The sequence below is a fragment of the Nodularia sp. LEGE 04288 genome, assembly GCF_963896525.1.
Taxonomy (GTDB): Bacteria; Cyanobacteriota; Cyanobacteriia; order Cyanobacteriales; family Nostocaceae; genus Nodularia.
This window is the reverse complement of record NZ_CAWQOY010000168.1, coordinates 1-21,744: the sequence shown is the minus strand read 5'-3', so window position 1 is coordinate 21,744 and position 21,744 is coordinate 1. Positions and strand designations below refer to the sequence as shown.

Here is a 21,744-nt window from a genome sequence, read left to right as displayed (position 1 = left end):
CAATTTTTCCCCCTGCTCCCTGCTCCCTGCTCCCCTGCTCCCTGCTCCCTGCTCCCCTGCTCCCTGCTCCCCTGCTTCTTCCCCCACTCCCCACCTACTTACGATTTCCGTTCTGAATAATCATCAGAAGACATGGGATCTAATTCCCAGCGAGAATCATCACGCTGCTCTAGAATATCGTGGGTGTGGAGAAAAGTTTTGTCATTCATCGGTAATCCTACCGCTTCTCCTAACTCGTCAGTCACATTTTGATCAGGAGTAGGCGCAGTACCACCCACAGCTTCATCTCCTACCGCATCCTCTACTTGCCAACCAGCATCAACATCACCACCAGTAATTTCCGGACTGGTATGTGTATATTCGCGGTTTCTTTGCCTGAGCGATCGCCCACCAATATTATACCCCGGCATATCTTTGACACCAGTACCGTAGGATTCGGTAATTTCGGGCGCTAAATCATCAGGATTAATTTCTTCATTCAGATTATTTTCAATCATAAAAATATTCATTTTCACTTTATTTACCCATTTATCATAACCTTGCCAGATCAAAACCCTATATCACCAAAGATGTATTACTTTAGGGATAAAAAATATATCCCCTGAGAACGAAGATAAAATAGTGATTAGCTCATAATCTAGTAAGTATAAATTCAAGGTAAAGCCACTTGTAGTAGTTAAATTTAGATAGTTATGAGTTAGGAGTCAAACAATTTGATTTGAGATTTGGGATTTGGAATTGATTCCACAAACAAATCTGGAAGTTTGTACCATCAAGGAACGATTGGTCATCGATCCATCGTTATCTTCTATGAGTTACTGCTGCTCATAAGTATTTTGGAACTCAAAATTTAAATCTTAGTTGATTCATAAACACCAAGCATCGATTTGGAGTAGCGGAGGTCGAAAATGAAATACGACGAGTTTATTACTCATGTACAAAGCCTAGCTCAATCAAATGCTCGTGAAGAGGCAGAAAGTGCTACTCGTGCTACTTTAGAAACGCTCAAAGAGCGTGTCCCCGTTGATGAAGCCAACGAGTTAGCAGCAGAATTACCCCAAGAACTAGGCCAATGTTTGCAAGGGCGAGAAGGGGAAGGTAGTGAATCTTTCAACCTGCAAGAATTTATTTCCCGTGTTAGCCAAAGAGAAAATATAGAACCGACAACAACCGCAATTCATGTCCGGGCTGTATTTGCAGTCTTACAAAACGCGATCAATCCAGAGAAATTTGCCAAGTTTCATGCTCATTTCTCTCATGATTACGAAGAACTGTTTACGACATCGCCAACGAGTGAAGTTCCAGCAATGTAAGCGGCAATTATCAAGAAGCATCGTATTTTGGCAGATCAATGTATTTGGTTAAGTTCTAAAAATAGAAAAAATTCATGACAAATTCTAACAATCATTCCGGTAAGAAAAAAGTTGCTATCCTCATTGAAAATGGAGTTGAGGATATAGAGTTTACTATTCCTTGTCATGGCTTAAAACAAGCTGGAATGGAGGTAGTTGTCCTCGGTTCACGGATGAACGAAAAATATAAGGGTAAACGAGGTAAACTTTCGGTACAACCCGACGCAACCACCACAGAAGCCATAGCTGCGGAATTTGATGCAGTGGTAATTCCTGGCGGTATGGCTCCCGACAAAATGCGGCGGAACCCCAACACAGTCCGCTTCGTACAAGAGGCTATGCAACAAGGAAAATGGATAGCTGCGGTATGTCACGGGCCACAACTTTTAATTGAAGGTGATTTGCTCAAAGGTAGAAAAGCCACTGGCTTTAGTGCTATCCGCAAAGACATGATCAATGCAGGTGCAAATTATCTCGATCAGCCGTTGGTGGTGGACAGGAATTTAATTACCTCTCGCGAACCAGGAGACTTAGCGATTTTTACCACAGCGCTGCTTAGTCGTCTGGGTTACGGTGGTAAAGATGCTGCACTTCCAGAGGAGAATGACACCAGCGCTGAGTGGTGGAAACTGGCGGATGCTTGGGGTGGTTCGACCAAAGGTGAAATCACGAAAGGCTTGAATACAGCTTTGAGTGGGGAGCGTTATTCAATAGAAGCCTTGGAACAGTACGCCGAAAAAGAATCAGATAGCCAAGCGCGATCGCTCTTTCAAGAGATGATTAGTCATAGACAGCGCCATATTCAGAAATTGGAAACCTATCTGGACAGACTTGGTGAAAAACCTTCCCTAGTGGCAAATATCGCCAATCAATATGCCAAAGTCAAAAGTGCCTTCACTGGTAGCGATGACATCTATCAGTTACGTTGCGCCTTGGGAGATGTGCAAACAGGTATAGGCGATATTGGCAATTTATGTGCCATGTACACTGACCCAGTAGCCACCGCAATTTTCAAAGAAATTTACCACGATTTGCTGAAATACGAGCAGCGATTAGCAGAGTTATATCGAGGACGCGTAGGCACTGAACTTCAGCCTCCCAAGCCGACTACAGGGGCGGCTGTGTAGATAATTTGGGACTAAGGAATTGGGGATTAGCTTTTCCTCACTCCCTACTCCCTACTTAGGAGCCATTAAGCATGAACCAACCTATCAAAGTTGAAAAGACAGTAACCATCAATAAACCAGCAGATGAACTGTACCGCTTTTGGCACAACTTTGAGAACTTGCCCACATTTATGAAGCATCTCAAATTTGTGAAAGTGTACAACGAACAGCGTTCTCACTGGGTGGCTAATGCTCCTTTAGGGCAGAGTGTCCAGTGGGATGCAGACATTGTAGAAGATCGAGAAAACGAGTTTATTTCTTGGGCTGCTGTAGCAGGTGCAGATGTTGATAATTCTGGTTTTGTCAGTTTTCAACCAGCCCCAGGCGATCGCGGTACGGAAGTGAAAGTTGTCCTCAAATATAACCCTCCTGGTGGGGCTTTAGGTGTTGTCATTGCCAAATTATTTGGTGAAGAACCAAAACAACAAATTGGTGATGATTTACGCCGTTTCAAAATGTTGATGGAAACTGGCGAAATTGCCACAACCGCAGGACAACCAACTGGACAAAAATAGTTATCCAATTAGAAGTGAGGATTTTTATGAAACGCGTATTTTCTTGGTTACAAAATATCCTTCTGCGCCAAATAATCATAGTTTTTCTGATAGGTGTTGCCTTTTTCTCATTTCAGATTTTCAACTACGGTAATGATATGCTGTTAGCGAAAGCTGACACAGTGAAAACTCCAGAAGGCATTTATTACAAAGGTACGCCCGATAATAATGCCCCAATTAGAAATGACCGACAGGTTAATAATGCTCAGAAGAACCTCAAAGAAACTGCTGAGAATGTGCGAGAAAAGCTCAACCTGGATGAACCCACTCCTAGAGCCACAAAAGAGTTTTTAGATTCAGTCCAAAACCAAGTTGAAGATACCGTAGAGCCAATTACAGGCACTCGACACGGATACTATCAAGAAAATAGACCATAAGCTAACAACAGATAAAAAAATCTTCTCTCTCTGTGTCCTCTCTACGAGACGCTACGCGAACAGCGTCCTCTGTGGTTAGAAAAATATTATAACTCCAATAAAACCACCAGAGGATACTAATAAATAAGGATAAATCACCATGAAAGCAGTTTGCTGGCAAGGAGCAAACAATGTGCGGGTAGAAACAGTACCTGATCCCAAAATTATCAACCCGCGTGATGCCATTGTCAAAATTACTTCCACCGCCATTTGTGGTTCAGACTTGCATCTTTATAACGGCTATATTCCCGCAATGGAAAAAGGCGATATCCTGGGTCATGAATTCATGGGAGAAGTCGTTGAACTAGGGAGTAAAGTCAAGAATGTGCAAATAGGCGATCGCGTAATAGTTCCCTTCCCCATTTCTTGCGGAGGCTGTCTATTCTGTCAACGGCAATTATGGTCATTATGCGACAACTCCAACCCGAATGCTTGGATGGCAGAAAAGTTAATGGGCTACTCACCATCCGGTATATTTGGCTATTCTCACTTATTGGGTGGTTACGCAGGTGGTCAAGCAGAATACGCACGAGTCCCCTTTGCTGATGTTGGCTTGTTCAAAGTACCCGATAATTTAACAGATGAACAAGTATTGTTTTTAACAGACATCTTTCCCACAGGTTACATGGCCGCTGAAAACTGCGACATCAAACCCGGTGATACCGTTGCTGTGTGGGGTTGCGGCCCTGTAGGACAATTTGCCATCATCAGCGCTTATCTCCTGGGTGCAGAAAGAGTGATTGCTTGCGATCGCATTCCCGAACGCCTACAAATGGCTAAAGAATACGGTAAAGCCGAAGTTCTCAACTACGAAGACATAGAAATTGGGGAAGCACTCAAAGAAATGACCGGTGGACGTGGCCCCGACGCTTGCATAGACGCAGTGGGTATGGAAGCACACGGTACAGATTTTATGGCCTTATACGACCAAGTAAAACAAACAGTACGCCTAGAAACAGACCGCCCCACCGCCCTCCGTCAAGTAATTTTAACTTGTAGTAAAGCTGGTAAAGTCTCAATCCCCGGAGTTTACGGTGGCTTTATCGACAAAATGCCAATGGGTGCAGCCATGAACAAAAGCCTGACCTTCAAAATGGGACAGACACACGTCCATAGGTATCTACAACCTTTACTAGAACGGATTCAAAATGGTGAAATCGATCCATCATTTGTGATCACCCACAGCTTACCTCTAGAACAAGCACCCCACGCCTACGAAATTTTCAAACACAAAAAAGATAACTGCATCAAAGTTGTTCTCAAACCATCAGGAAATTAATTAAATATGACTGACACAAGTGTTAAAAAAATCGACTCTAGCCATTCCCCCAAAGGTCAACTTGGACAGAAATATTTAGCTTCTGGGAAATCAATTTCTATGCGTCTTTGGGAAGATGAACAACCAAGCGCCGATAAACAACCTACCTCCCGCGACTATGAAACAGTTGGCTATGCAATTCAAGGACGGGCGGAACTGCACATAGAAGGGCAAATGATTTTATTAGAACCAGGAAGTTCTTGGGTAGTACCAAAAGGGGCAAATCATACTTACAAAATCCTCGAACCATTTACCGCAGTTGAAGCCACAAGTCCCCCTGCTCAAATTCATGGACGAGATGAGAATTAAGATGATCAATCTTGTGGGGTGGGCATACTTCTCTACGAGACGCTACGCGAACGACAAGCTCAGTACAAGTCTTGCCCGCCCATTTTATGCGACTTAAATGCCGATTAGCTTATGTCTCTTGACTGGTAACTGATAACTGTTACAACCTAGACCAATATATCTCAACACAAATAATTTATCTATTTTTGTGTACATCTGGAGTTACAAATCCTGCCATGTTTTTATATACCACCAGCATGATGTAGACATCAGAATTGGTTAGTTTCCTAGAAAGCATAAGCAGCACAAATTAGTGCAATTGTCGATGCCATCAATCAAATAGGAACCCCAATGTTTTATCACCAGAAAAAGTTACAGTACTTCAAGCCCCCACAAAAACCAGATGCAGTCTACGCGATGAAAATTCAAGAACTCATCGGTGGTACATTTGGCGAAATGACCGTGATGATGCAGTACCTGTTTCAAGGTTGGAACTGCCGCGGCCCTGCTAAATACAGAGATATGCTGCTAGATATCGGCACTGAAGAAATTGGTCACATTGAGATGCTAGCGACAATGATTGCCCATCTCCTCGATAAAGCCCCAGTTAAAGTCCAAGAAGAAGGGGCTAAAGATGCCGTAGTCGGTGCGGTGATGGGTGGTACTAACCCACGAGAGATGATTATGGCAGCAGCCATGAACCCTCAACACGCGATCGTTTCCGGTTTAGGTGCAATGCCAGCTGACAGCGTTGGTTTCCCCTGGAATGGTCGTTTTATCGTCGCTAGTGGCAACCTCATGGCAGATTTTCGCTCTAATCTCCACGCAGAATCTCAGGGACGCTTGCAAGCTGTGCGATTGTATGAAATGTCCGATGATCCTGGAGTGAAAGATACCTTAAGCTTTATGATCGCTCGTGACACCATGCACCAAAATCAGTGGGAAGCAGCGATCGAGGATCTAAAAGATTCTGGACTAGAAAGTACACCCGTTCCCAGTTCCTTCCCTCTAGAATTAGAGAAACGCGAAGTTGCTTATCAGTTCTGGAATCACTCAGAAGGTAATGAAAGCGCCGCAGGTCGCTGGGCAAAAGGGCGTTCAATGGATGGTAAAGGAGAATTTGAATATATTGAGCATCCGCAACCCCTAGGCCCAGAACCGCAACCACCACAGCCAGAACCAAAACTGCACGGTACGCCCCAAAATCGGCAAACCGACGGTAACGGTTCCAGCGCCCCTCCTTTAGTTGACCGCATCAATATCCGCAGCTAGTATTGCTACAACATAAATTTGGAACTCCACCTTGAAGTTCAAGTTTACGGGGTGGGGTTCTTTATGACTTTTTGACTTCAACTTCAAGGGAAACCCATTTGCAGTAACGTATTAATACTGTTTTTTATTCCTAATAAATATTAATTTTTCTAGACAAAAAGCGATTAGAATTGCCCGGCGCTACATCTAAATTAAATTAATGCTTTTAATAATCTTTGTTTAACCGCTTATTAATTTGAAAAATCTGTTCCTCCTAGATAATTGAGGCTGGCTAGTTGCTACAAAATAAGCCGCCTCCAAAACATCAAGGAGTATACATTGAATCTATCGCGCCGTCAGTTTTTTACAATGGCAGGGGCATCGGCTACAGGTGCTGTCCTTCTATCTCCTTTGCAAGCATTTTATGCTAAACCTGCGATCGCTGCCGGTCCCTACAGCAATTTAGTCACCGACCCCAACGGAGTATTAGATTTACCATTTGGATTCAACTACCTTGAACTGTCCAAAACAGGTCAAACGATGAATGATGGTTACAAGGTACCTGGTGGTCATGATGGTATGGGTGCTTTTGCAGGTTCCAATGGCAGTACGATTCTAATTCGCAATCATGAACTCGCTCCCTCTTCTAGCAATGGTCTGGGCGCTCCTAATAACAAGAAGTACAACTCAAGTGCGAAGGGCGGTTGCACTAAACTGGTCGTTAGTTCTTCCCGTACCTTGGTAAGCCATCGGGGAGTCCTGGCGGGAACCATTCGCAATTGTGCCGGTGGCCCTACGCCTTCAGGGTCTTGGTTAAGCTGTGAGGAAACCTTTGAAACCAATAACAACAAGAAGCATGGCTATGTTTTTGAAGTTCCCAGTAGCGCAACTACTTTTGTTACCCCCGTTCCACTAACCGCGATGGGGCGCTTTAATCACGAAGCGGCCGCTGTAGACCCCAACACAGGGCATATCTACATGACGGAAGACCGGGGGAACGGGCTGTTCTATCGCTTCGTTCCTAACCAAAACAACAACCTGAGTGCTGGCGGTTTGCTATACGCCTTAAAGATTACAGGGTCGTCTGGAATCAACACAGCTACAGGTTTCCCCAAAAATACGCCGAAAGCGGTGGAATGGGTCCAGATTATTAATCCTGATCCCAGCACTGATACCGTCAGAACAGAAGGATATAACAAAGGTGCTGCTAGGTTTTCAGGTGGGGAAGGCATCTTTTATGGCAGTGGTTATGTCTACTTCACTTGCAAGAGTGGAGGTAGTTCTGGAGATGGGCAGGTCTGGCGTTATTCGCCCGTTAATAATACCGTTGAACTCTATATTGAACCCAACAATTCTGGTGTGCTAGACAATCCAGACAATCTTGTGGTTTTCCCCAACCGAGATATCTTCCTCTGTGAAGATGGGGATGGAACGGATTACATTCTGGGTATCACTCCCAGTGGCAGTCTTTACAAGTTTGCCAAGAATGCCCTCAACACATCAGAGTTCGCCGGGATTTGCTTTTCCCCCGATGGTCAGACGATGTTTGTAAATATGCAAACACCAGGAATAACCTTTGCTATCTGGGGACCCTGGTAACCCTACTCCTGTTTCAGTCCAGTTAGGGTAGCGATCGCCATAGCTGAATTCCTACCCTGACTTCAACTCGGTAAAAATAGTTGATCTATCGGCTGATTTGGGAGCAGAAAGGCAGAGGGCAGAAGCTCCGAAGCCGTAGGCAAGTCTGAGTAGTTCAAATTCCACATTTTTCAACATTAGCCTTCAGAGAAGCAAAATGCTTACCACCTAACTCAATTTGCCCCTCGGCACATCCAGTTTTCAATCTTTCCACCAGATATTCCAAATCATGTGCGATAAAATTTGTCCCATGATCTGGTTCCACTAAGCTGACCAAAGACATATTCGCCGTCCCTTGATTTGCTAAACTAGAAATACCCAAAAAATTGAATACCCCCGATTCATAAGTACCACAAGGTACAGAAGGGTTATCTACTCCCACACAATATTCATTCGGTTTAAACCAATCAAATGCTGGATAGCCGTGAAAATGGACAATTGGCGCACCATCTTTAATTAAATCTGGCGCATATAAAGCCGCAGACAAACTAATAGCCAGCATCACATAAATATCATAAGAAGGTTTGATATCTGCCTGCTTTGTATCAACACCTTGAGGTAATTCCAGATATAATTTTTCTTTCAAACCAATTCTGATCACATCACTGGCAATATTCAAGTTGGTTTTATTTGACCCTGAACGAGCGCTAACGATCCAAATGTCGGGGATTTGCTGAAATACATCTTCCCCTCTGATTTGAGTTTTGAGATAACGTCTATTTTGTGCATTTTCACGGAGTTCATTGCTGCTAAATCCCTCAACAGGTGATAAACTCTCCCATTCGGTGAGATTTATTTCCTTAGCACCAAAATATTGCGGAGGTTCAGCATAAGCCACAAAACCATATGAAACTCCTGTTCTACCGTTTACAATCACATTGACAATATCTCTATGAGACTTCCTTTTAATTACTTCATTGAGTTTAAACCCAGGAGGAAATAGACCTGTTAATGCTAGTTCTTGACCCAATTTTACTAAATTTTTAGCATAGATAGATTCTTCTGGTTGATACTCTCCTATTTCAAATCGATTCAATAAAAGTGGGGAAATTGGCACAAAAACTTTCGGTATGAGTGATTTAAAAACAAATTCTTCTATTTCCTTTTTTAAAAAAATGGAGTCAGAAAGATTCATATTTAAAATAGAAATTTTATCAGCAGCAACTCCAATTACGATTTCCGAAAAAGTCCTAATCAAAGTGTTTAAACCAATACTAATCTTTTCTTGATATGGTATATCTGGGTTAATGAAATCATGATCTATTTTTGTTAAAACTATAACCTGAGTATTAGTAGGATCTTCCACATATTTAGCTGCATGGTCTTCAGCCCAACTACTAATCTTGGCAATATTTACCACAGACATTTCTCGTTTTTTAAAGATAAAATCAGCATAAAAACTATACCAATTCTCAGCAGCACAAATTCCCAGTTTTTTCATCAAAGAAGGAGGATCTTCAACATCAATCACAGCATTGATTGCCGCTTTAATTCCCTTAATCTTAAAGGTTTTCTTCTGGTTAATTATCGGCAGTAATATATCATAACTAAACTCGGTAATGGCTTGCTCCCAAGGAATAATTTTGACACCATATTGCCTGAGATAATTTTCTAATTCTTGGCGGAATTGCAAAATTTCTGCATTTTTATAATTCTTAGGCAGAGGTTTAAAGGTAACCATTAACTGTTGAGCCATCTTTTTAGGGTCAATAATTGGTGGCTTATATTCCCCAGTAGTTTTTCCCACAAATCCCCCAATTAAACGTCCAATAGTCTGTAAGTTTAACCCCTGCATTAGAGGCATAACTTCAGAATTTGGAGTTATATCTATTTCGCGGATAAAAGCCAGAATCTCTGTTTTATAAGCCATGAGATTTGCTTGAATTTCTGGGGTAATTACACCCTTAGGAGAACGAATCTTGAGGTTGCCATTATCAACCCAAATATAGACACCTTTTTGAGTGAGGGTTGTCACAATTTCTGATGCTTTCATAGTTTCAAAATGCCCCAATTGTTGCAAAATTTTAGTAAATTAGGGTGGCGAATGTTTACATTCGCTCACACCCTTATTTTTACTTTCTGGAAAGTTCCCAGTTGAAGATTATTGAGAATAGTCCAAAATGTCAGTAATTAAATCTGAAATATATCTGACTCGGAATCTTCCAAATCTTCCACTAAACGCTTGGATAGTGATGCAATAGTCGGGTAATGCCACATCAGCAGAGGAGACAGCTTAAATCCCAAAAATTTCTCTGCTTTATTTGCCAGCATCATAGCCTGGACTGAATCCAACCCGTAGCTATCTAAAGGTTCTTTAACATCGATTTCATCAGTTTGAATATTCAACTGTTCAGCAATTTGGGAGACTAGCCAAGTTTCAATTTCTTCTACAGTATAAGATTGAATAGCATTTGGGTTAGGCTGGAGTTGTATCATTTTTGACCTCTAAAGAAAAGTATCTAGATGATGAAAGTGATAAAATATAATTGATTTTTCAACATAGAGCAGTTTGCAATTGAATAGATAAATCTGTCCTTCATCTAAATCAAAACTAATGTCATTAACTCTTGCTTATTACGAAATTTTTAGGCGATCGCTTTGGGGCTTTAAAAATAAAAAAACGCGAAATCCTCATTTTCTCGTTGGTTCTTAACCTTTGTTGCGATCAAGAGTAATTTAGATGCGTTTGCCCTGCTTAAATAGGAGTTCTATAGTTTGGCATAACAAGTACGGAAAAGCCAGAAATATAAGCAATAAATAACGAATTTATTACTCATATTTTTAACCTATTACCAACAATGCTAACTAAGCAAGAGTCAATAAAATCGGCGGGAATCTCATTCTTATCATTACTAGTACAGCATGGCGTAAATATGGATACCCTTTCAAAAGGTTCAAAAGCCCAACTTAAAAGCTTTTTGACTTTTGACTTCCGCCTTGCGGTACTAGATGCTATAGCAATCCTACCCCAATTGTGAGAAAATACGTAGATAAAAATCCTTGTTTTATCAGGATTTGAGCCTTGTTGAACTCTCACATATCATTTAGGATTGCTATAGATGGAAAAAATAACCAATAACCACCCGCCAATTTAGCCATTACCCCCGTACTTCAGCCGGGGGGTAAGCCAAAAAACCACACTGAATCAAGTAGGAAGTATAAGTCATCAGCAATTGAGAATCTATTGGCGGACAAACAATAGAACTACCTGCAAGCGCTTTAAGAGTTTCTTGACAGCTAATAGTAGGTCTTCTAGCTTGGAGGTACAAATCTGGAATTGTCAGTTGTTCATTAGACCAACGTTCTAGTAAAAAGGGTCGCAGAGTGTACAAAGGATTGTCCACAGAAGAGTTCTGATTGATTAACTCTGCCTGCCATTGTTCGTAAGGAATCATCTTTACCGGATAATTAAAAGAGCGTATCCATTCAAATAGGGTTTTCAAAGCAATGGGTTGGGGATGTTGTAAGTGGAAAGCTTTACCTATAGATTCTGTTTGTCTTGATAGATAAACAATGGCTTTACTTACATAGTCTACAGGAGACATATCCAACATATAATCCATGTCGGGAAAATATCCCATCTGTAAACAGCCCTTGGTCATTAAATTGATAAAATCATGGCTGTTACAAATTCCTGTTTGGCTATCTCCTGAGATTAATGGTGGTCTATGAATAGTTACGGGTAAACCTCTATTACGGGCAATTTTAACTAACTTTTCGGCAACCCATTTAGTCTGAGAATAACCAAGATAAATACCTTCCCAATCATTAAATTCATCATTTTCTTCCACCACATCACCAGTATAAGCAGTTGATTCAAAAATAGCCACACTGGAAACATAATGTAAAGGCTTGACTTTGGTCTGACAAGCTAATCTCAAAACTTCTTGAGTTCCTAGAACGTTGGCTGCTTTCATTGCTGAATAAGGATAAACATAATTCAGCAAAGCCGCACTATGATAAATGGTATCAATATTGCTAGCTAATATCTGGAACTGTTCAGAGTCAATACCCAGAAGTGGTTGAGCTAAATCACCAACAATTGGGAAAATTCTCGAATTAAATTTATCATCCCAAATTGCATACTGTGACAAATTATTTTGCAGTTTGCTTTTGCCTTCTGTTGAATTGGCAGCACGCACTAAGCAATATATATCTGCATCGGTTTCTTGTAGTAGTTCCCGGATGAGAAAAGCCCCTAAAAATCCGGTTCCACCAGTTAAAAAGATATTCTTGGGTTCACCAATAGAAGCGCTAGATACAAAGCTAGGGTTAATCATAGGGTCAAGTACAGCCTCAGCACCCAAATCTAGAGCCGGAGCAACAAGATTGACGTTAGAGAAGTTTGTCTGACTGTCTTCAACTAAACGTTCTTGCAACTCTTCAGCTAAACGCTGTGAAAGAGATTCAATATTAGGGTAGTGCCATAGAAGAACCGGAGATATTTGAAATCCTAAAAACTTTTCTAAATTACTTACTATAGTCATTGCTTGCGCTGAATCTAAACCATAGATTTCTAAATTTTGACTGATGTCTATCTCCTCGGCTTCTACTTCTATGAATTCAGCTATTTTAGTGACTATCCATGCTTGAATATCTGCTGCACTATAAGATTGTTTTAGCATCATTTTCACGTCTCACCTAATTTATCATGGTCTGGTATGTAACAGAATGTAAAAAGCTTAAGACCCTTGCGATTGCTAGAGCCTCCGGCACGCTACGCGTAAAGTCTACGGCATAGCTGCGCTTTATCGATACGTTCCACTCGCAATGACATACATTGAAATTTTCACGCCGACTTACTCAAATGCAGATTAAACTTTAGTTAAACTCGGCTGAACCTTTAAGTCACAAACATGGGAAATATAAGAGATAAATTGATTGACAATGCTCTCCATATTCTGGCGACTAATTGAAGGTTCAGAAAACACAAAGTTCAACAGCATTTTTCCTTGAAAAGTTGAAGCATGGGTAACGAACATACCTGCATATAAAGCCTGAGAACCAAGAAAACTAATCTCTTCTAGTTCAAATTCACCATAATCTTTGGGAATATTGACTCTACCAGCATTAGATACAGATACCGTAGCAGCTACTTGCTTAGGGTAGGTGAGAGAAAAATCTATCAGATACTTTGCGACTAAAATCATTTTAAAAATATCGCCGCTCTTTGTACTAGCTTCCAACTTTTGTTTCACCTGCCGTGATAATTCCCAAAAGGATGTGTTTTTCTGTATAGTATAAAACCCCATAATAGATGAAGCTAATACAGTCATCTGCTCGTTGCTAATTTTCGATTCTAGATGTCTCCGTAAATCAAGATAAGATAGGCAGTTTACTCTGATATCTTGGCTATTATTTTTACTGATTTGGCTGGCAATTATCAACATCATTGCCGCACACAAGGCACTATTTACTGTCGTATTTGCCTGCCGACAACAATTAATTAACTGTTGGGTTAATTCTTCGTCAAGTTGCCTGTGAACAATATCACAACGACGCTGGGGAATAGGGACATAATTTTCAAAGCCTAATGTTTGTGGTCGATGCCAAATTTTTTTTAGCCCCAGGTGCAACATAAATAATGTACTGAATATTTTACCTTTGAACCTCCTTGTCCATGTAGGCAATAGTTCTTCTACAGGAGGCAAGGAGGGTAAACTAGGAACTGGTTTAATCAGGTTTTCAGAGACAATTTGCTGACAATAAGTCAAGATTTCTGAATGCAGATGGATGGATGATAAACCATCGCCAATAGCATGATGTCCGGTTGTAATTAAGTAATTTTCATGGTTATTATTCTGGATTTGCACAAGTATAGCTCGCATCAGATATTTGCTGCTATCAATTGCCTGGTTCATTTCTTGTTTAACGACTTCTGTCCACTGCTGATGATCAAACTTTTCCACAACACGCAAAGGAATCTTTGCTGTTCCTTCAGTTTGAAAACGCAGACTATTTCTAAGACGGACAATTCGTGAATTAAGTCGGGGGTGGCGGTGCTGAATTATATCTAGAGCCTGTCTGAGAATTTCTGCCCTTAGAGGTCCTTTGATGCGACTAATAGTGACTATGTTCCAGGTTTTAGCACTGCTATTTAACTTTTCCATAGCCTGCTCAAGGCATCCCAATTTTCTATCATTTCCGCTCAATTTTTGAACATCCTCTTGGGTGAGACTTGGTAAAATATTAGATGTACTCATATTTTGATTATTTCCCAATTGGCAGAATTTTTGGAAAAGTAGACAGTTAGACAGACGAGACTAAATTATTAGCTTTTGCTACTAATTTGTATCTGCAAAAAAAACCGATACTTTTACGTAAAAACCGAAGGTTAATTAGCTACTCGAATCCGAATATCACCCTGCACTACGCATTGACAAGCTAGACGAAGATTGGGATGATCTGGAACCAAAATATCTAGTAAAATGCGCTCTTCCTCTCTAATGGGAGAGAGATTATCCATCCCACTCAAAATTTCTATCAGGCAGGTTCCACAAGCAACGCAACGACAACCAAATAAGATTGAAACAGGATGCTCATCACAAATCTTCGTTAAGGGTTGACTGGCTTCAACTTGAAGTGTTTTTTTGTCGTCTTCAAAATGAATAGATGCGATCATCTCTGAACTCCTCGGAATTATGAAACAGGGTTAACAGTTACAATAACTTTGGCGTTGCTGAATTGAAGTGTGAAATTGCAAAATTCCATCTCTCAAACTCTTACTCTCTGCGCCTAATGCACTTCGTGCTAGAGCCTACGGCACACTATGGCTAACGCCACGCTCCGAGAACATGAACGCTTCCCTAGCGTAGCCTGGCTAATTCGTATTTGCACTCAGCAACGCCACAACTTTTAGGCAACTTCAATCAATCTTTGAATTTCTTTAGTTCCTAAAGCATCTTGATAACGGTTATAGCGGTTACCTAAAAATTCTTGACTTAATTCAAGTTCCAGTGCTTGAAGGAGACGGGCTATTTGCTGCGCTCTATAGCGCCAACTCTTTTGTTCTAAGGGACCAATAATTTTACGCCAACTCAAGCTCATATCTCTCCAAGAATGAATGAGTTCATTCATTTCTACCGGCTTATTAACGAATTCAGGATGTTGTAAAGACATACATAGGGAATTAATCCCCAATCTGGTGTCAGTTAATACAATTCCCTGATTATTTAGGTCTAATTTCTCCAGGTAAGTTGTAAAAGAAGCATTAATGTAGTCTTCGACAATTTTTTGCATGGCATACCGAATGAAATCTTGAGCCTCTGGAGGAGCTTTTTGATATAGTTCAAATCCTAAATCAAAAGATGTTGTGTAATGGCGAGCTTCATCTGTTATGTGAGCCTGATTTAATTCAAAAGCTAATGGGTCATAGTCAAAATTTTCTGGGTCGTCGAATAAATAGCTTTCTGCTTGTTTTAGCTCGATATTAGCCATATATCGGTACAGTAACCATAAACTACCCAAGCCATTTTCTTGAACTATTTCAGCGGGTAGCATTCTGATAGCATCACCAATCATGAACCGTAAAGTTCGATATAGCCAATTCCTACCTTGTAACTCCATCTGCTCTATTAGCTGGTTTAGAAAAGTTTTACCTTTCTTCAAATGAGATAAAGTTTTGCTGAGGTCTACATCAAAAGTAAAACTAGTATTTAAGTTTTCCCAATCAGATTGAGGTACAGGTCGGAAACTGCCATAAAAAAAGCCAGGCTCATCAAATGAGTCTTGAATTCCTATTTCTCGACAAACCATTTTATGTATAGTTCGGAAAGACCAAATATGATCCAATTCTTCATTTGTTTCCTGATGAAGAACCATATATTCGTCTGAGTATGGGGCAAAAAGTTTATCGGAGACATTCATGTTAGATACAATAGCTTGAGATTCGCTATTGGCAATGTACTTATAGAAATTGGCAAAGAATGCTGCGGATAAAATTGATTTTTGACTAGTATTTAGAGAACGTAAATACTCAGAAAATAGCATGGGTAAGGGAATCATACCTGGATTACAGTACAGTTTGCCTGCTTTAATTCCCTGCTTATTTAGCGCTATAGCAACGGGTTTTAATTCTAAGGACTGAGTATGTGCCTGCTCAAAAAGTCTATTTTGAATTCTGGTAATGCGGTTATTAATTTCGATAATATTCATGTGATTTTGCTCCTTTAGTTAAAATCAACTGGGTGATATGTGCTGTAGTAAGTTGGCATTTCTAATCCCTGAATTTTTAAAACTTGCATTCGGTATAAAAATACCGCGCCAGTCATAATTTGATTAGCAACATCAACGACTCGGCGATTATTTAAATCTGCCAAATAAGAACCTTTTATCCAGTTATTGAAGCTACCCATTGCCGGGCCACACCAGATTTGATAATCAATTTCCCGCCCTTTTTCACCAGAGTTAGACCAACGAGAAGATAATCCTAAATACCAGCGAAAAATCAAAGCCATTTTAAGCTTAGGATTCTTGGCTGCTTTGTGCAATTTATCGGGATTACGTTGAGATAAGTAATTAACTGTTTCCTGCCAAATCGCATCTAGATTAGTTTTGAAAACTTGTTTCTCTAGTTTTTCTCTTTCGGCAGCAGGGATATCTTCAATTGAATCATAGTTTTTGTATAAATCAAATAGTTTTTGCGCTCTGAGAGGAAAGAGAGTTCCTCTTTTAAGAACTTGCAGTTTTACCCCCATTTCAAACATATCTGCGGCTGGAGCCATCATCACATCAGCCATCTCTGCCTGAGCTAATAATTGTTTGGTATATTCCGAAGTTCCAGCTTCAATACAGGATTGGTTAATGGAACCAGTCACAACATAAGCAGCGCCCATCATAAAGGCAGCTAAGGCTGATTGTGGAGTGGCAATTCCTCCGGCTACTCCGATTCTGACTGGTTTTTCATAACCATATTGGCCTTGAATTTGATCTCTTAATTCCAAAATGGATGGTAATAGACAAACCAAAGGACGATTATCTGTGTGACCGCCAGAATCTGCTTCTACGGTGATATCATCAGCTATGGGAATTTTTGCGGCTAGAGTTGCTTGTAATTCAGTGATTAGACCTTGCTGTACTAATTGCTTGAGAATTTTGTAAGGTGCTGGTTGTAAAAATTTTGTGGCAACTTCTCGGCGAGAAATTTTGGCAATGACTTTATTTTTGATTTCAATTTGATGGGCTGCATTCAAACCTAGTCCCGCAACTCGGTAGTAGACAATGTTATCAGTCAAATCCAAAAAGGCAGATGCTTCTATGGTTCTGACTTGATATTTCAGATATAAATCAACGACACAGCGTTCAATGGCTGGGTCACTGGGACTGTGGAGTAAGTTAAAGGCGTAAGGGCCTTGGGGTAGGGCTTGCTGAATACGATTGATGGCTGCTTCCACACGGGCTGGAGATAAACCTCCAGCACCAAATGAACTTAAAATTTTCTCTTTGCCCAAAGCAATTACTAATTCTTCAGAAGCAATACCATGAGCCATTGCACCAGTAGTATAGGCATATTTCACATTGTGAAAATTGAGAAAATTGGGATCGCCTAACTGTTGCATCTGCATAGCTGGAACAGACATTAACAGTTCGGCTTGTCCTATTTGTTCATTATGGGCAGGAAGCAAGTATCCTTGATTAGTGACACCAATTTTATCTTCAACTCTGATGATGTAACAAGGTTTATCTAAGTTAAGGAGTTTAGCTTTGATACCATTGCCATCAAAAGATATGGTATTTAATGAGCCTTGCCAAGTTTGATTATGGTTGACAAAAAAGGGAGAGGTTTTTAACAGTGAGTTGCTGCGTTTATTGTTGAGGAGATTATTTGTGATCATCGGGTTTTTAGCTTGAGAATTTTTCAGGATTTGATGAAATACTTGGCTTAATTAAATGGCTTCATTCGTCAAAGAATTTTGGATTTTGGTTAGTGCGCGTTGTATTTTGGTTCGACCTACAGATAAATCAGGGGACTTGTAGCATTACAGCTATGAGGTATAAGAACCCCACCCCCAACCCCCTCCCCGCAAGCGATGAGGGGGCTAAGAGTACCTCATATAACTTAGGTGGGCGTAAATAAAGTTAACTGGCAGGGGTCGTCATTTGTCCTTTGTCATTGGTCATTGGTAAGGGTTTTATGGGTATTTACGAGTCGTAATATAGTTTGGTTTTTCCATACCCACCTACTTAATTGGAAATCGCTGTAAGGAACTATTTGTCAAATAAGTTTTGGTATAACTCTAGTTGTTGCTGTACTAGGGCGCTGATTTGATGTAGTGATTCTTGACGAAATTCTAATAAAGTAGCGTGGGTTTCGGTCATCCGGGCAGCGTTCTGATTCAGATGTTGATAGTGAGGACGACGTAAATTAGGTAGCTGGGTTTTGCCAAGGAAACTATCCGTTATTTCGTCAGCGGGTAATAAGTTTTTGGAACTTTCTTTTTCTGTGATCATCAGATGATCATCTAGTAATTCTGGTTTAGGTAAAGTAATGCGATCGCTCACTAAGAGACTAGACGCTTTATTCGGATGATCAAAAGCCAGATTTTCTGGTAAGCTCTCGCTGATTAAGCTACTCATAATAGTTTTTTTCTCAGTTGTGATCAAGTTTTGGCTCGGAGAATATGTAGATTTGGCAAGTTCCCTAAATTGCAGTAATTCATGCTGCTGTTCTAGTAAATTAACTGATGAGGTGGAAAATACCTCTGGGTCTATTTTCGGGTGATGAACTTTGAGGAATTTTTCATCAGTTTTATGACTATCTAAGGTGATAGCTTCCATTGTTGATTGATTGTGACTTAAATTTGCTGGCGATAGAGAATACAGTGGCGACAAATCCATTTCTACTCTGTGACTTAACAGCTTTGCTAATACTCTGATAATAGAAATATGATCATCTATTCCTCTTCTATTTAGTGAAGCGGTCAAGTGTTCTTTTCCCTGGAGTATTTTACTAATCCAACGCGAACAGTTACCGCCAACTCCTACTTCAAGCAAGATTTTAGAACCATCATTGTAGACACGGTTCACTAGCCGAGGAAAATCAAGCTCTTGACATAGCGTTTTGGCAATGTTGTGACCAATAGAATTACTATCGAGAGGAATAGGTTTATATTCTGCTGCGGAATAGAAAACAGTTTTTTTGATGTTTTCAACGGGTAAGGTGTTGATTTGGGCGAGTTCATTGTACTCAGAGTGGATTGGCTCACAATGAATTGCGTGCTTGATAGGAGTGCGGTAAGCAACACATTTGAGGGTTTCAATGACTCTTCCACAGGCTTGTGGTTCACCACCAATTATAACTTCATCTGAAGTATTTATCAGAGTCAAATAAACGCGGTTTTCCGATTTAATGGCTTCTCTAACACGGGCTAGTGGGCATAAGAGAACATAGTTACACCAAAGATTTTGGTCTGGAATATGATTATCTTGGGGCAATCTCCAATATTCGCGCACGGCATTTTTGGAGCCAACTAGTCTAGTTTTAAACAAGGATGATGAGTTCAAGTTTTGACTACTTTGCTTAAAGTTATTCCAGACACCTTGAGCAAACATCATACTAGTTTCACCTAGACTATATCCAAATGCCGACTGCGGCTGAATTTGAAAATAATCTCGGAGAATTGCTGTCATGAATCCGGTAAAGTATACTTCAAATTCCAATAATGTTACGGCATCATCCATCAATTTTTCTTCGATGGTTTCTAATTGCCTTTTGGAGATTTTTGTTAAGCTTCTGGGATAAAGCAATTTCTCTATACTAGCCGCTCGGTGATCAATGCCTCTATTTAGCAAGTCATCATAAATTTGGGGAAAAAAGCGGAAGAGATACCGGGCGATGCCCACATATGCATTGAAAGAACCAGAGTAAACGAAGGCGATATCATTGTCTTTGCCTAGTGGTTTGGCTGTGAAATAACTGCCTACAGGTGTTTGCCAGTCTTTACCTGTTTCAAAGGCAACATTAACACCCTGTAAGGAACGCTGAATTTCCCGGTTTAATTCTTCTTGATTGCGTGCGAGAATAGACAGGGTGTAAGTTGGCTGTTGATGCTGTTGAAAAGCTTTAAAAGTTTCCCTGGCAGCAGCTTTCAAAGAGGAGCAATCAGTGATAGTTTGTTGTAGAGTGTGGATCTGCTTTAATAAACTGGCTTGATCATCAGCTGCGATCGCAAACAAATAATAAGGAATTTGCTCTAAATAATTGTTACCATGAGTTTGCTGACCTACTGCCGCTGACAAAATTAAATGTGCATAACTCCCATCTACCTCCATACCGTTAACAGCAGCTATTCTTTGGTCTGAAAACCAGGGTTTGGATTCCCCCGCCACATAAAAGGGGCTATCTTGCCAAATCTCTGGCATTTTGGGACTAGACCACTGGGGAACTACGGGAATATAGCGGCGATATAGACAAAGTGCTGTTTTAACTATACTAACCAGCCCCGATACCGCATAGGTATGACCGACATTAGCTTTGACACTACCCAAGGCGCAACTCAGATCGGCTTCAGAAGTCCTATAAGCTTGGAGCAAACCCCGAATCTCTGACTCGTCTTGTGATGGAATACCACTACCAATAACTTCTAAATAGCCAATGTCTTTTGGTTTGATATCTGCTAATTGAAACGCCTGTTGACAAGCTTGAGTTATAGTTTCTGCATTTATGGCAGTAGGAATTGAGTTAATTTGAGATGTGGGATTTTCTACAAGACTAAGTGCGTCAATTACTGCATAGATGCGGTTATGTTGTTTTGCAGTTTCGTGGAGCTTCAAGACAATGGCGGCTGCACCCTCACCGACCATCCAGCCATTAGCATTTTCGTCGTAACTGAGAGTATTAACGCCTGTGTTGATTGCGGTGATTTGATTGCGGAGTAAAACACTCCCACTATCCCCCGATTTTTCTACTGCACCGACTAAAACAGCATCTACTTCTTTGTTTTTTAGTAGCTTTTGTGCCAATTCTAAAGCTTTGAAAACAGAGCTTCCTTCAGGAGTAAATGTGAATGATGCTCCAGTGAATTCCCACAATTGAGAAATATAATTACCCAGGTTATTCTCAATATATGGCTCTTCAATTTGTGTACTTTGAGAAAGAGCAAGTTCTGCGGCACTAACGATTATTACGGCAACTTTTGCTCCTGGATGAATACCCGCATCTTTGAAAGCATTATCAGCTACCTGAAGCATTAAAAGTTCTTGAGGATTAAATTTAGCCCCGGCTTTTGCTGAAATTTGCCAATCTTGAATGTATGCTCCTAATGGTGCTTGACTACCTTGAAACCCATATTTTTCAAGTAGCAGTTCTGGCTGTTTTATTTCTGTCCATCGCTGATCAGGTAGGGGAATAAAATGTTGCGTTCCTTCATAAATGCTCTGTTCAAAAGTATCCAATCCTTCGCAGCCACCACCCAAATAGCATTCCATCCCGACAATTGCTATTTTAGGTATTTGATTCTGTGTGAATTTTTCCATCACCCAACTCCTAAAACTGTAATGTAAAACGGCAGTTGTAATATTTACTAATTAAGAAATGCACTGAATTTATTTTCCTGTCTTTGTGTGGGGGCATAGGCTGCGCGTAAAGCCTACTATGCGGTTTGTTCTATCGAACGCCCCGCAAGCTATAGCCATCCTCTTTGATTTATGAATTTATTGAACCGCCAAGTCGCCTTCGCGTAGCGTCTCCCCTTGGGAGAAGGTCGCCAAGTGAAGAGGTTTAGAAATGATTTAGGACTGCTATATCAGAGATAATTACAGCAC

The 21,744-nt window shown here is 40.6% G+C and carries 16 protein-coding genes and 1 pseudogene; 8 read left to right on the top strand and 9 right to left on the bottom strand.

Annotated elements, in window-relative coordinates; all coding sequences use genetic code 11:
* Positions 1–98: 98 nt before the first annotated feature.
* Positions 99–497, bottom strand: coding sequence for a DUF6335 family protein (locus AACX33_RS24505; protein WP_193999721.1), 399 nt, complete (start codon positions 495–497; stop codon positions 99–101).
* A 411-nt stretch (positions 498–908) separates the two neighbouring features.
* On the opposite strand from AACX33_RS24505, the gene AACX33_RS24500 reads away from it, so the two are divergent.
* From AACX33_RS24500 to AACX33_RS24465, 8 genes and pseudogenes are all read left to right on the top strand, one after another.
* The gene (locus AACX33_RS24500) at positions 909–1,313 is read left to right on the top strand and encodes a DUF2267 domain-containing protein (RefSeq protein WP_193999719.1); all 405 of its coding nucleotides are present in this window, start codon (positions 909–911) and stop codon (positions 1,311–1,313) included.
* A 74-nt stretch (positions 1,314–1,387) separates the two neighbouring features.
* The gene (locus AACX33_RS24495; protein WP_193999717.1) at positions 1,388–2,479 is read left to right on the top strand and encodes a DJ-1/PfpI/YhbO family deglycase/protease; all 1,092 of its coding nucleotides are present in this window, start codon (positions 1,388–1,390) and stop codon (positions 2,477–2,479) included.
* A gap of 68 nt (positions 2,480–2,547) precedes the next feature.
* Positions 2,548–3,033: pseudogene (locus AACX33_RS24490) on the top strand (SRPBCC family protein); the annotation flags it as partial.
* Between the two features lie 26 nt (positions 3,034–3,059).
* Positions 3,060–3,449, top strand: a complete 390-nt coding sequence (locus AACX33_RS24485; protein WP_193999713.1) for a hypothetical protein — start codon at positions 3,060–3,062, stop codon at positions 3,447–3,449.
* A gap of 139 nt (positions 3,450–3,588) precedes the next feature.
* Positions 3,589–4,767: a zinc-dependent alcohol dehydrogenase gene (locus AACX33_RS24480; RefSeq protein ID WP_193999711.1), complete on the top strand. Its 1,179-nt coding sequence runs from the start codon at positions 3,589–3,591 to the stop codon at positions 4,765–4,767.
* 6 nt (positions 4,768–4,773) lie between these two features.
* Complete coding sequence (locus AACX33_RS24475; RefSeq protein WP_193999709.1) at positions 4,774–5,115, top strand: cupin domain-containing protein; 342 nt, start codon at positions 4,774–4,776, stop codon at positions 5,113–5,115.
* A 330-nt stretch (positions 5,116–5,445) separates the two neighbouring features.
* Positions 5,446–6,366: a manganese catalase family protein gene (locus tag AACX33_RS24470; protein WP_193999707.1), complete on the top strand. Its 921-nt coding sequence runs from the start codon at positions 5,446–5,448 to the stop codon at positions 6,364–6,366.
* A gap of 318 nt (positions 6,367–6,684) precedes the next feature.
* Entirely contained in the window at positions 6,685–7,944 is a 1,260-nt protein-coding gene (locus tag AACX33_RS24465) for an alkaline phosphatase PhoX (protein ID WP_193999705.1), read from the top strand.
* A gap of 154 nt (positions 7,945–8,098) precedes the next feature.
* Here AACX33_RS24465 and AACX33_RS24460 read toward each other — a convergent pair whose 3' ends face one another.
* From AACX33_RS24460 to AACX33_RS24425, 8 genes are all read right to left on the bottom strand, one after another.
* Positions 8,099–9,976 (bottom strand): TubC N-terminal docking domain-related protein, encoded by a 1,878-nt coding sequence (locus AACX33_RS24460; RefSeq protein ID WP_193999703.1) that lies wholly within the window; start codon positions 9,974–9,976, stop codon positions 8,099–8,101.
* 137 nt (positions 9,977–10,113) lie between these two features.
* Entirely contained in the window at positions 10,114–10,419 is a 306-nt protein-coding gene (locus AACX33_RS24455; RefSeq protein WP_193999700.1) for a phosphopantetheine-binding protein, read from the bottom strand.
* A gap of 662 nt (positions 10,420–11,081) precedes the next feature.
* Positions 11,082–12,611: a thioester reductase domain-containing protein gene (locus tag AACX33_RS24450; protein WP_193999698.1), complete on the bottom strand. Its 1,530-nt coding sequence runs from the start codon at positions 12,609–12,611 to the stop codon at positions 11,082–11,084.
* Positions 12,612–12,797: 186 nt separating this feature from the next.
* Positions 12,798–14,093, bottom strand: a complete 1,296-nt coding sequence (locus tag AACX33_RS24445) for a phthiocerol/phthiodiolone dimycocerosyl transferase family protein (RefSeq protein ID WP_416209815.1) — start codon at positions 14,091–14,093, stop codon at positions 12,798–12,800.
* A 224-nt stretch (positions 14,094–14,317) separates the two neighbouring features.
* The gene (locus AACX33_RS24440; protein ID WP_193999694.1) at positions 14,318–14,605 is read right to left on the bottom strand and encodes a 2Fe-2S iron-sulfur cluster-binding protein; all 288 of its coding nucleotides are present in this window, start codon (positions 14,603–14,605) and stop codon (positions 14,318–14,320) included.
* 233 nt (positions 14,606–14,838) lie between these two features.
* Positions 14,839–16,137: a hypothetical protein gene (locus AACX33_RS24435; RefSeq protein WP_193999693.1), complete on the bottom strand. Its 1,299-nt coding sequence runs from the start codon at positions 16,135–16,137 to the stop codon at positions 14,839–14,841.
* 14 nt (positions 16,138–16,151) lie between these two features.
* The gene (locus AACX33_RS24430) at positions 16,152–17,816 is read right to left on the bottom strand and encodes a PfaD family polyunsaturated fatty acid/polyketide biosynthesis protein (RefSeq protein WP_193999691.1); all 1,665 of its coding nucleotides are present in this window, start codon (positions 17,814–17,816) and stop codon (positions 16,152–16,154) included.
* A 373-nt stretch (positions 17,817–18,189) separates the two neighbouring features.
* On the bottom strand, positions 18,190–21,456 hold the full coding sequence (locus AACX33_RS24425) for a beta-ketoacyl synthase N-terminal-like domain-containing protein (protein WP_193999689.1): 3,267 nt from the start codon (positions 21,454–21,456) through the stop codon (positions 18,190–18,192).
* Positions 21,457–21,744: the final 288 nt, after the last annotated feature.

Bases quoted from the DNA above. Each gene is read 5' to 3' on its own strand.
- AACX33_RS24445 (WP_416209815.1), bottom strand. From the start codon at position 14,093: ATGGAAAAGTTAAATAGCAGTGCTAAAACCTGGAACATAGTCACTATT.
- AACX33_RS24430 (WP_193999691.1), bottom strand. From the start codon at position 17,816: ATGATCACAAATAATCTCCTCAACAATAAACGCAGCAACTCACTGTTA.
- AACX33_RS24460 (WP_193999703.1), bottom strand. From the start codon at position 9,976: ATGAAAGCATCAGAAATTGTGACAACCCTCACTCAAAAAGGTGTCTAT.
- AACX33_RS24455 (WP_193999700.1), bottom strand. From the start codon at position 10,419: ATGATACAACTCCAGCCTAACCCAAATGCTATTCAATCTTATACTGTA.
- AACX33_RS24470 (WP_193999707.1), top strand. From the start codon at position 5,446: ATGTTTTATCACCAGAAAAAGTTACAGTACTTCAAGCCCCCACAAAAA.
- AACX33_RS24505 (WP_193999721.1), bottom strand. From the start codon at position 497: ATGATTGAAAATAATCTGAATGAAGAAATTAATCCTGATGATTTAGCG.
- AACX33_RS24480 (WP_193999711.1), top strand. From the start codon at position 3,589: ATGAAAGCAGTTTGCTGGCAAGGAGCAAACAATGTGCGGGTAGAAACA.
- AACX33_RS24425 (WP_193999689.1), bottom strand. From the start codon at position 21,456: ATGGAAAAATTCACACAGAATCAAATACCTAAAATAGCAATTGTCGGG.
- AACX33_RS24435 (WP_193999693.1), bottom strand. From the start codon at position 16,137: ATGAATATTATCGAAATTAATAACCGCATTACCAGAATTCAAAATAGA.
- AACX33_RS24450 (WP_193999698.1), bottom strand. From the start codon at position 12,611: ATGATGCTAAAACAATCTTATAGTGCAGCAGATATTCAAGCATGGATA.
- AACX33_RS24475 (WP_193999709.1), top strand. From the start codon at position 4,774: ATGACTGACACAAGTGTTAAAAAAATCGACTCTAGCCATTCCCCCAAA.
- AACX33_RS24495 (WP_193999717.1), top strand. From the start codon at position 1,388: ATGACAAATTCTAACAATCATTCCGGTAAGAAAAAAGTTGCTATCCTC.
- AACX33_RS24500 (WP_193999719.1), top strand. From the start codon at position 909: ATGAAATACGACGAGTTTATTACTCATGTACAAAGCCTAGCTCAATCA.
- AACX33_RS24485 (WP_193999713.1), top strand. From the start codon at position 3,060: ATGAAACGCGTATTTTCTTGGTTACAAAATATCCTTCTGCGCCAAATA.
- AACX33_RS24440 (WP_193999694.1), bottom strand. From the start codon at position 14,605: ATGATCGCATCTATTCATTTTGAAGACGACAAAAAAACACTTCAAGTT.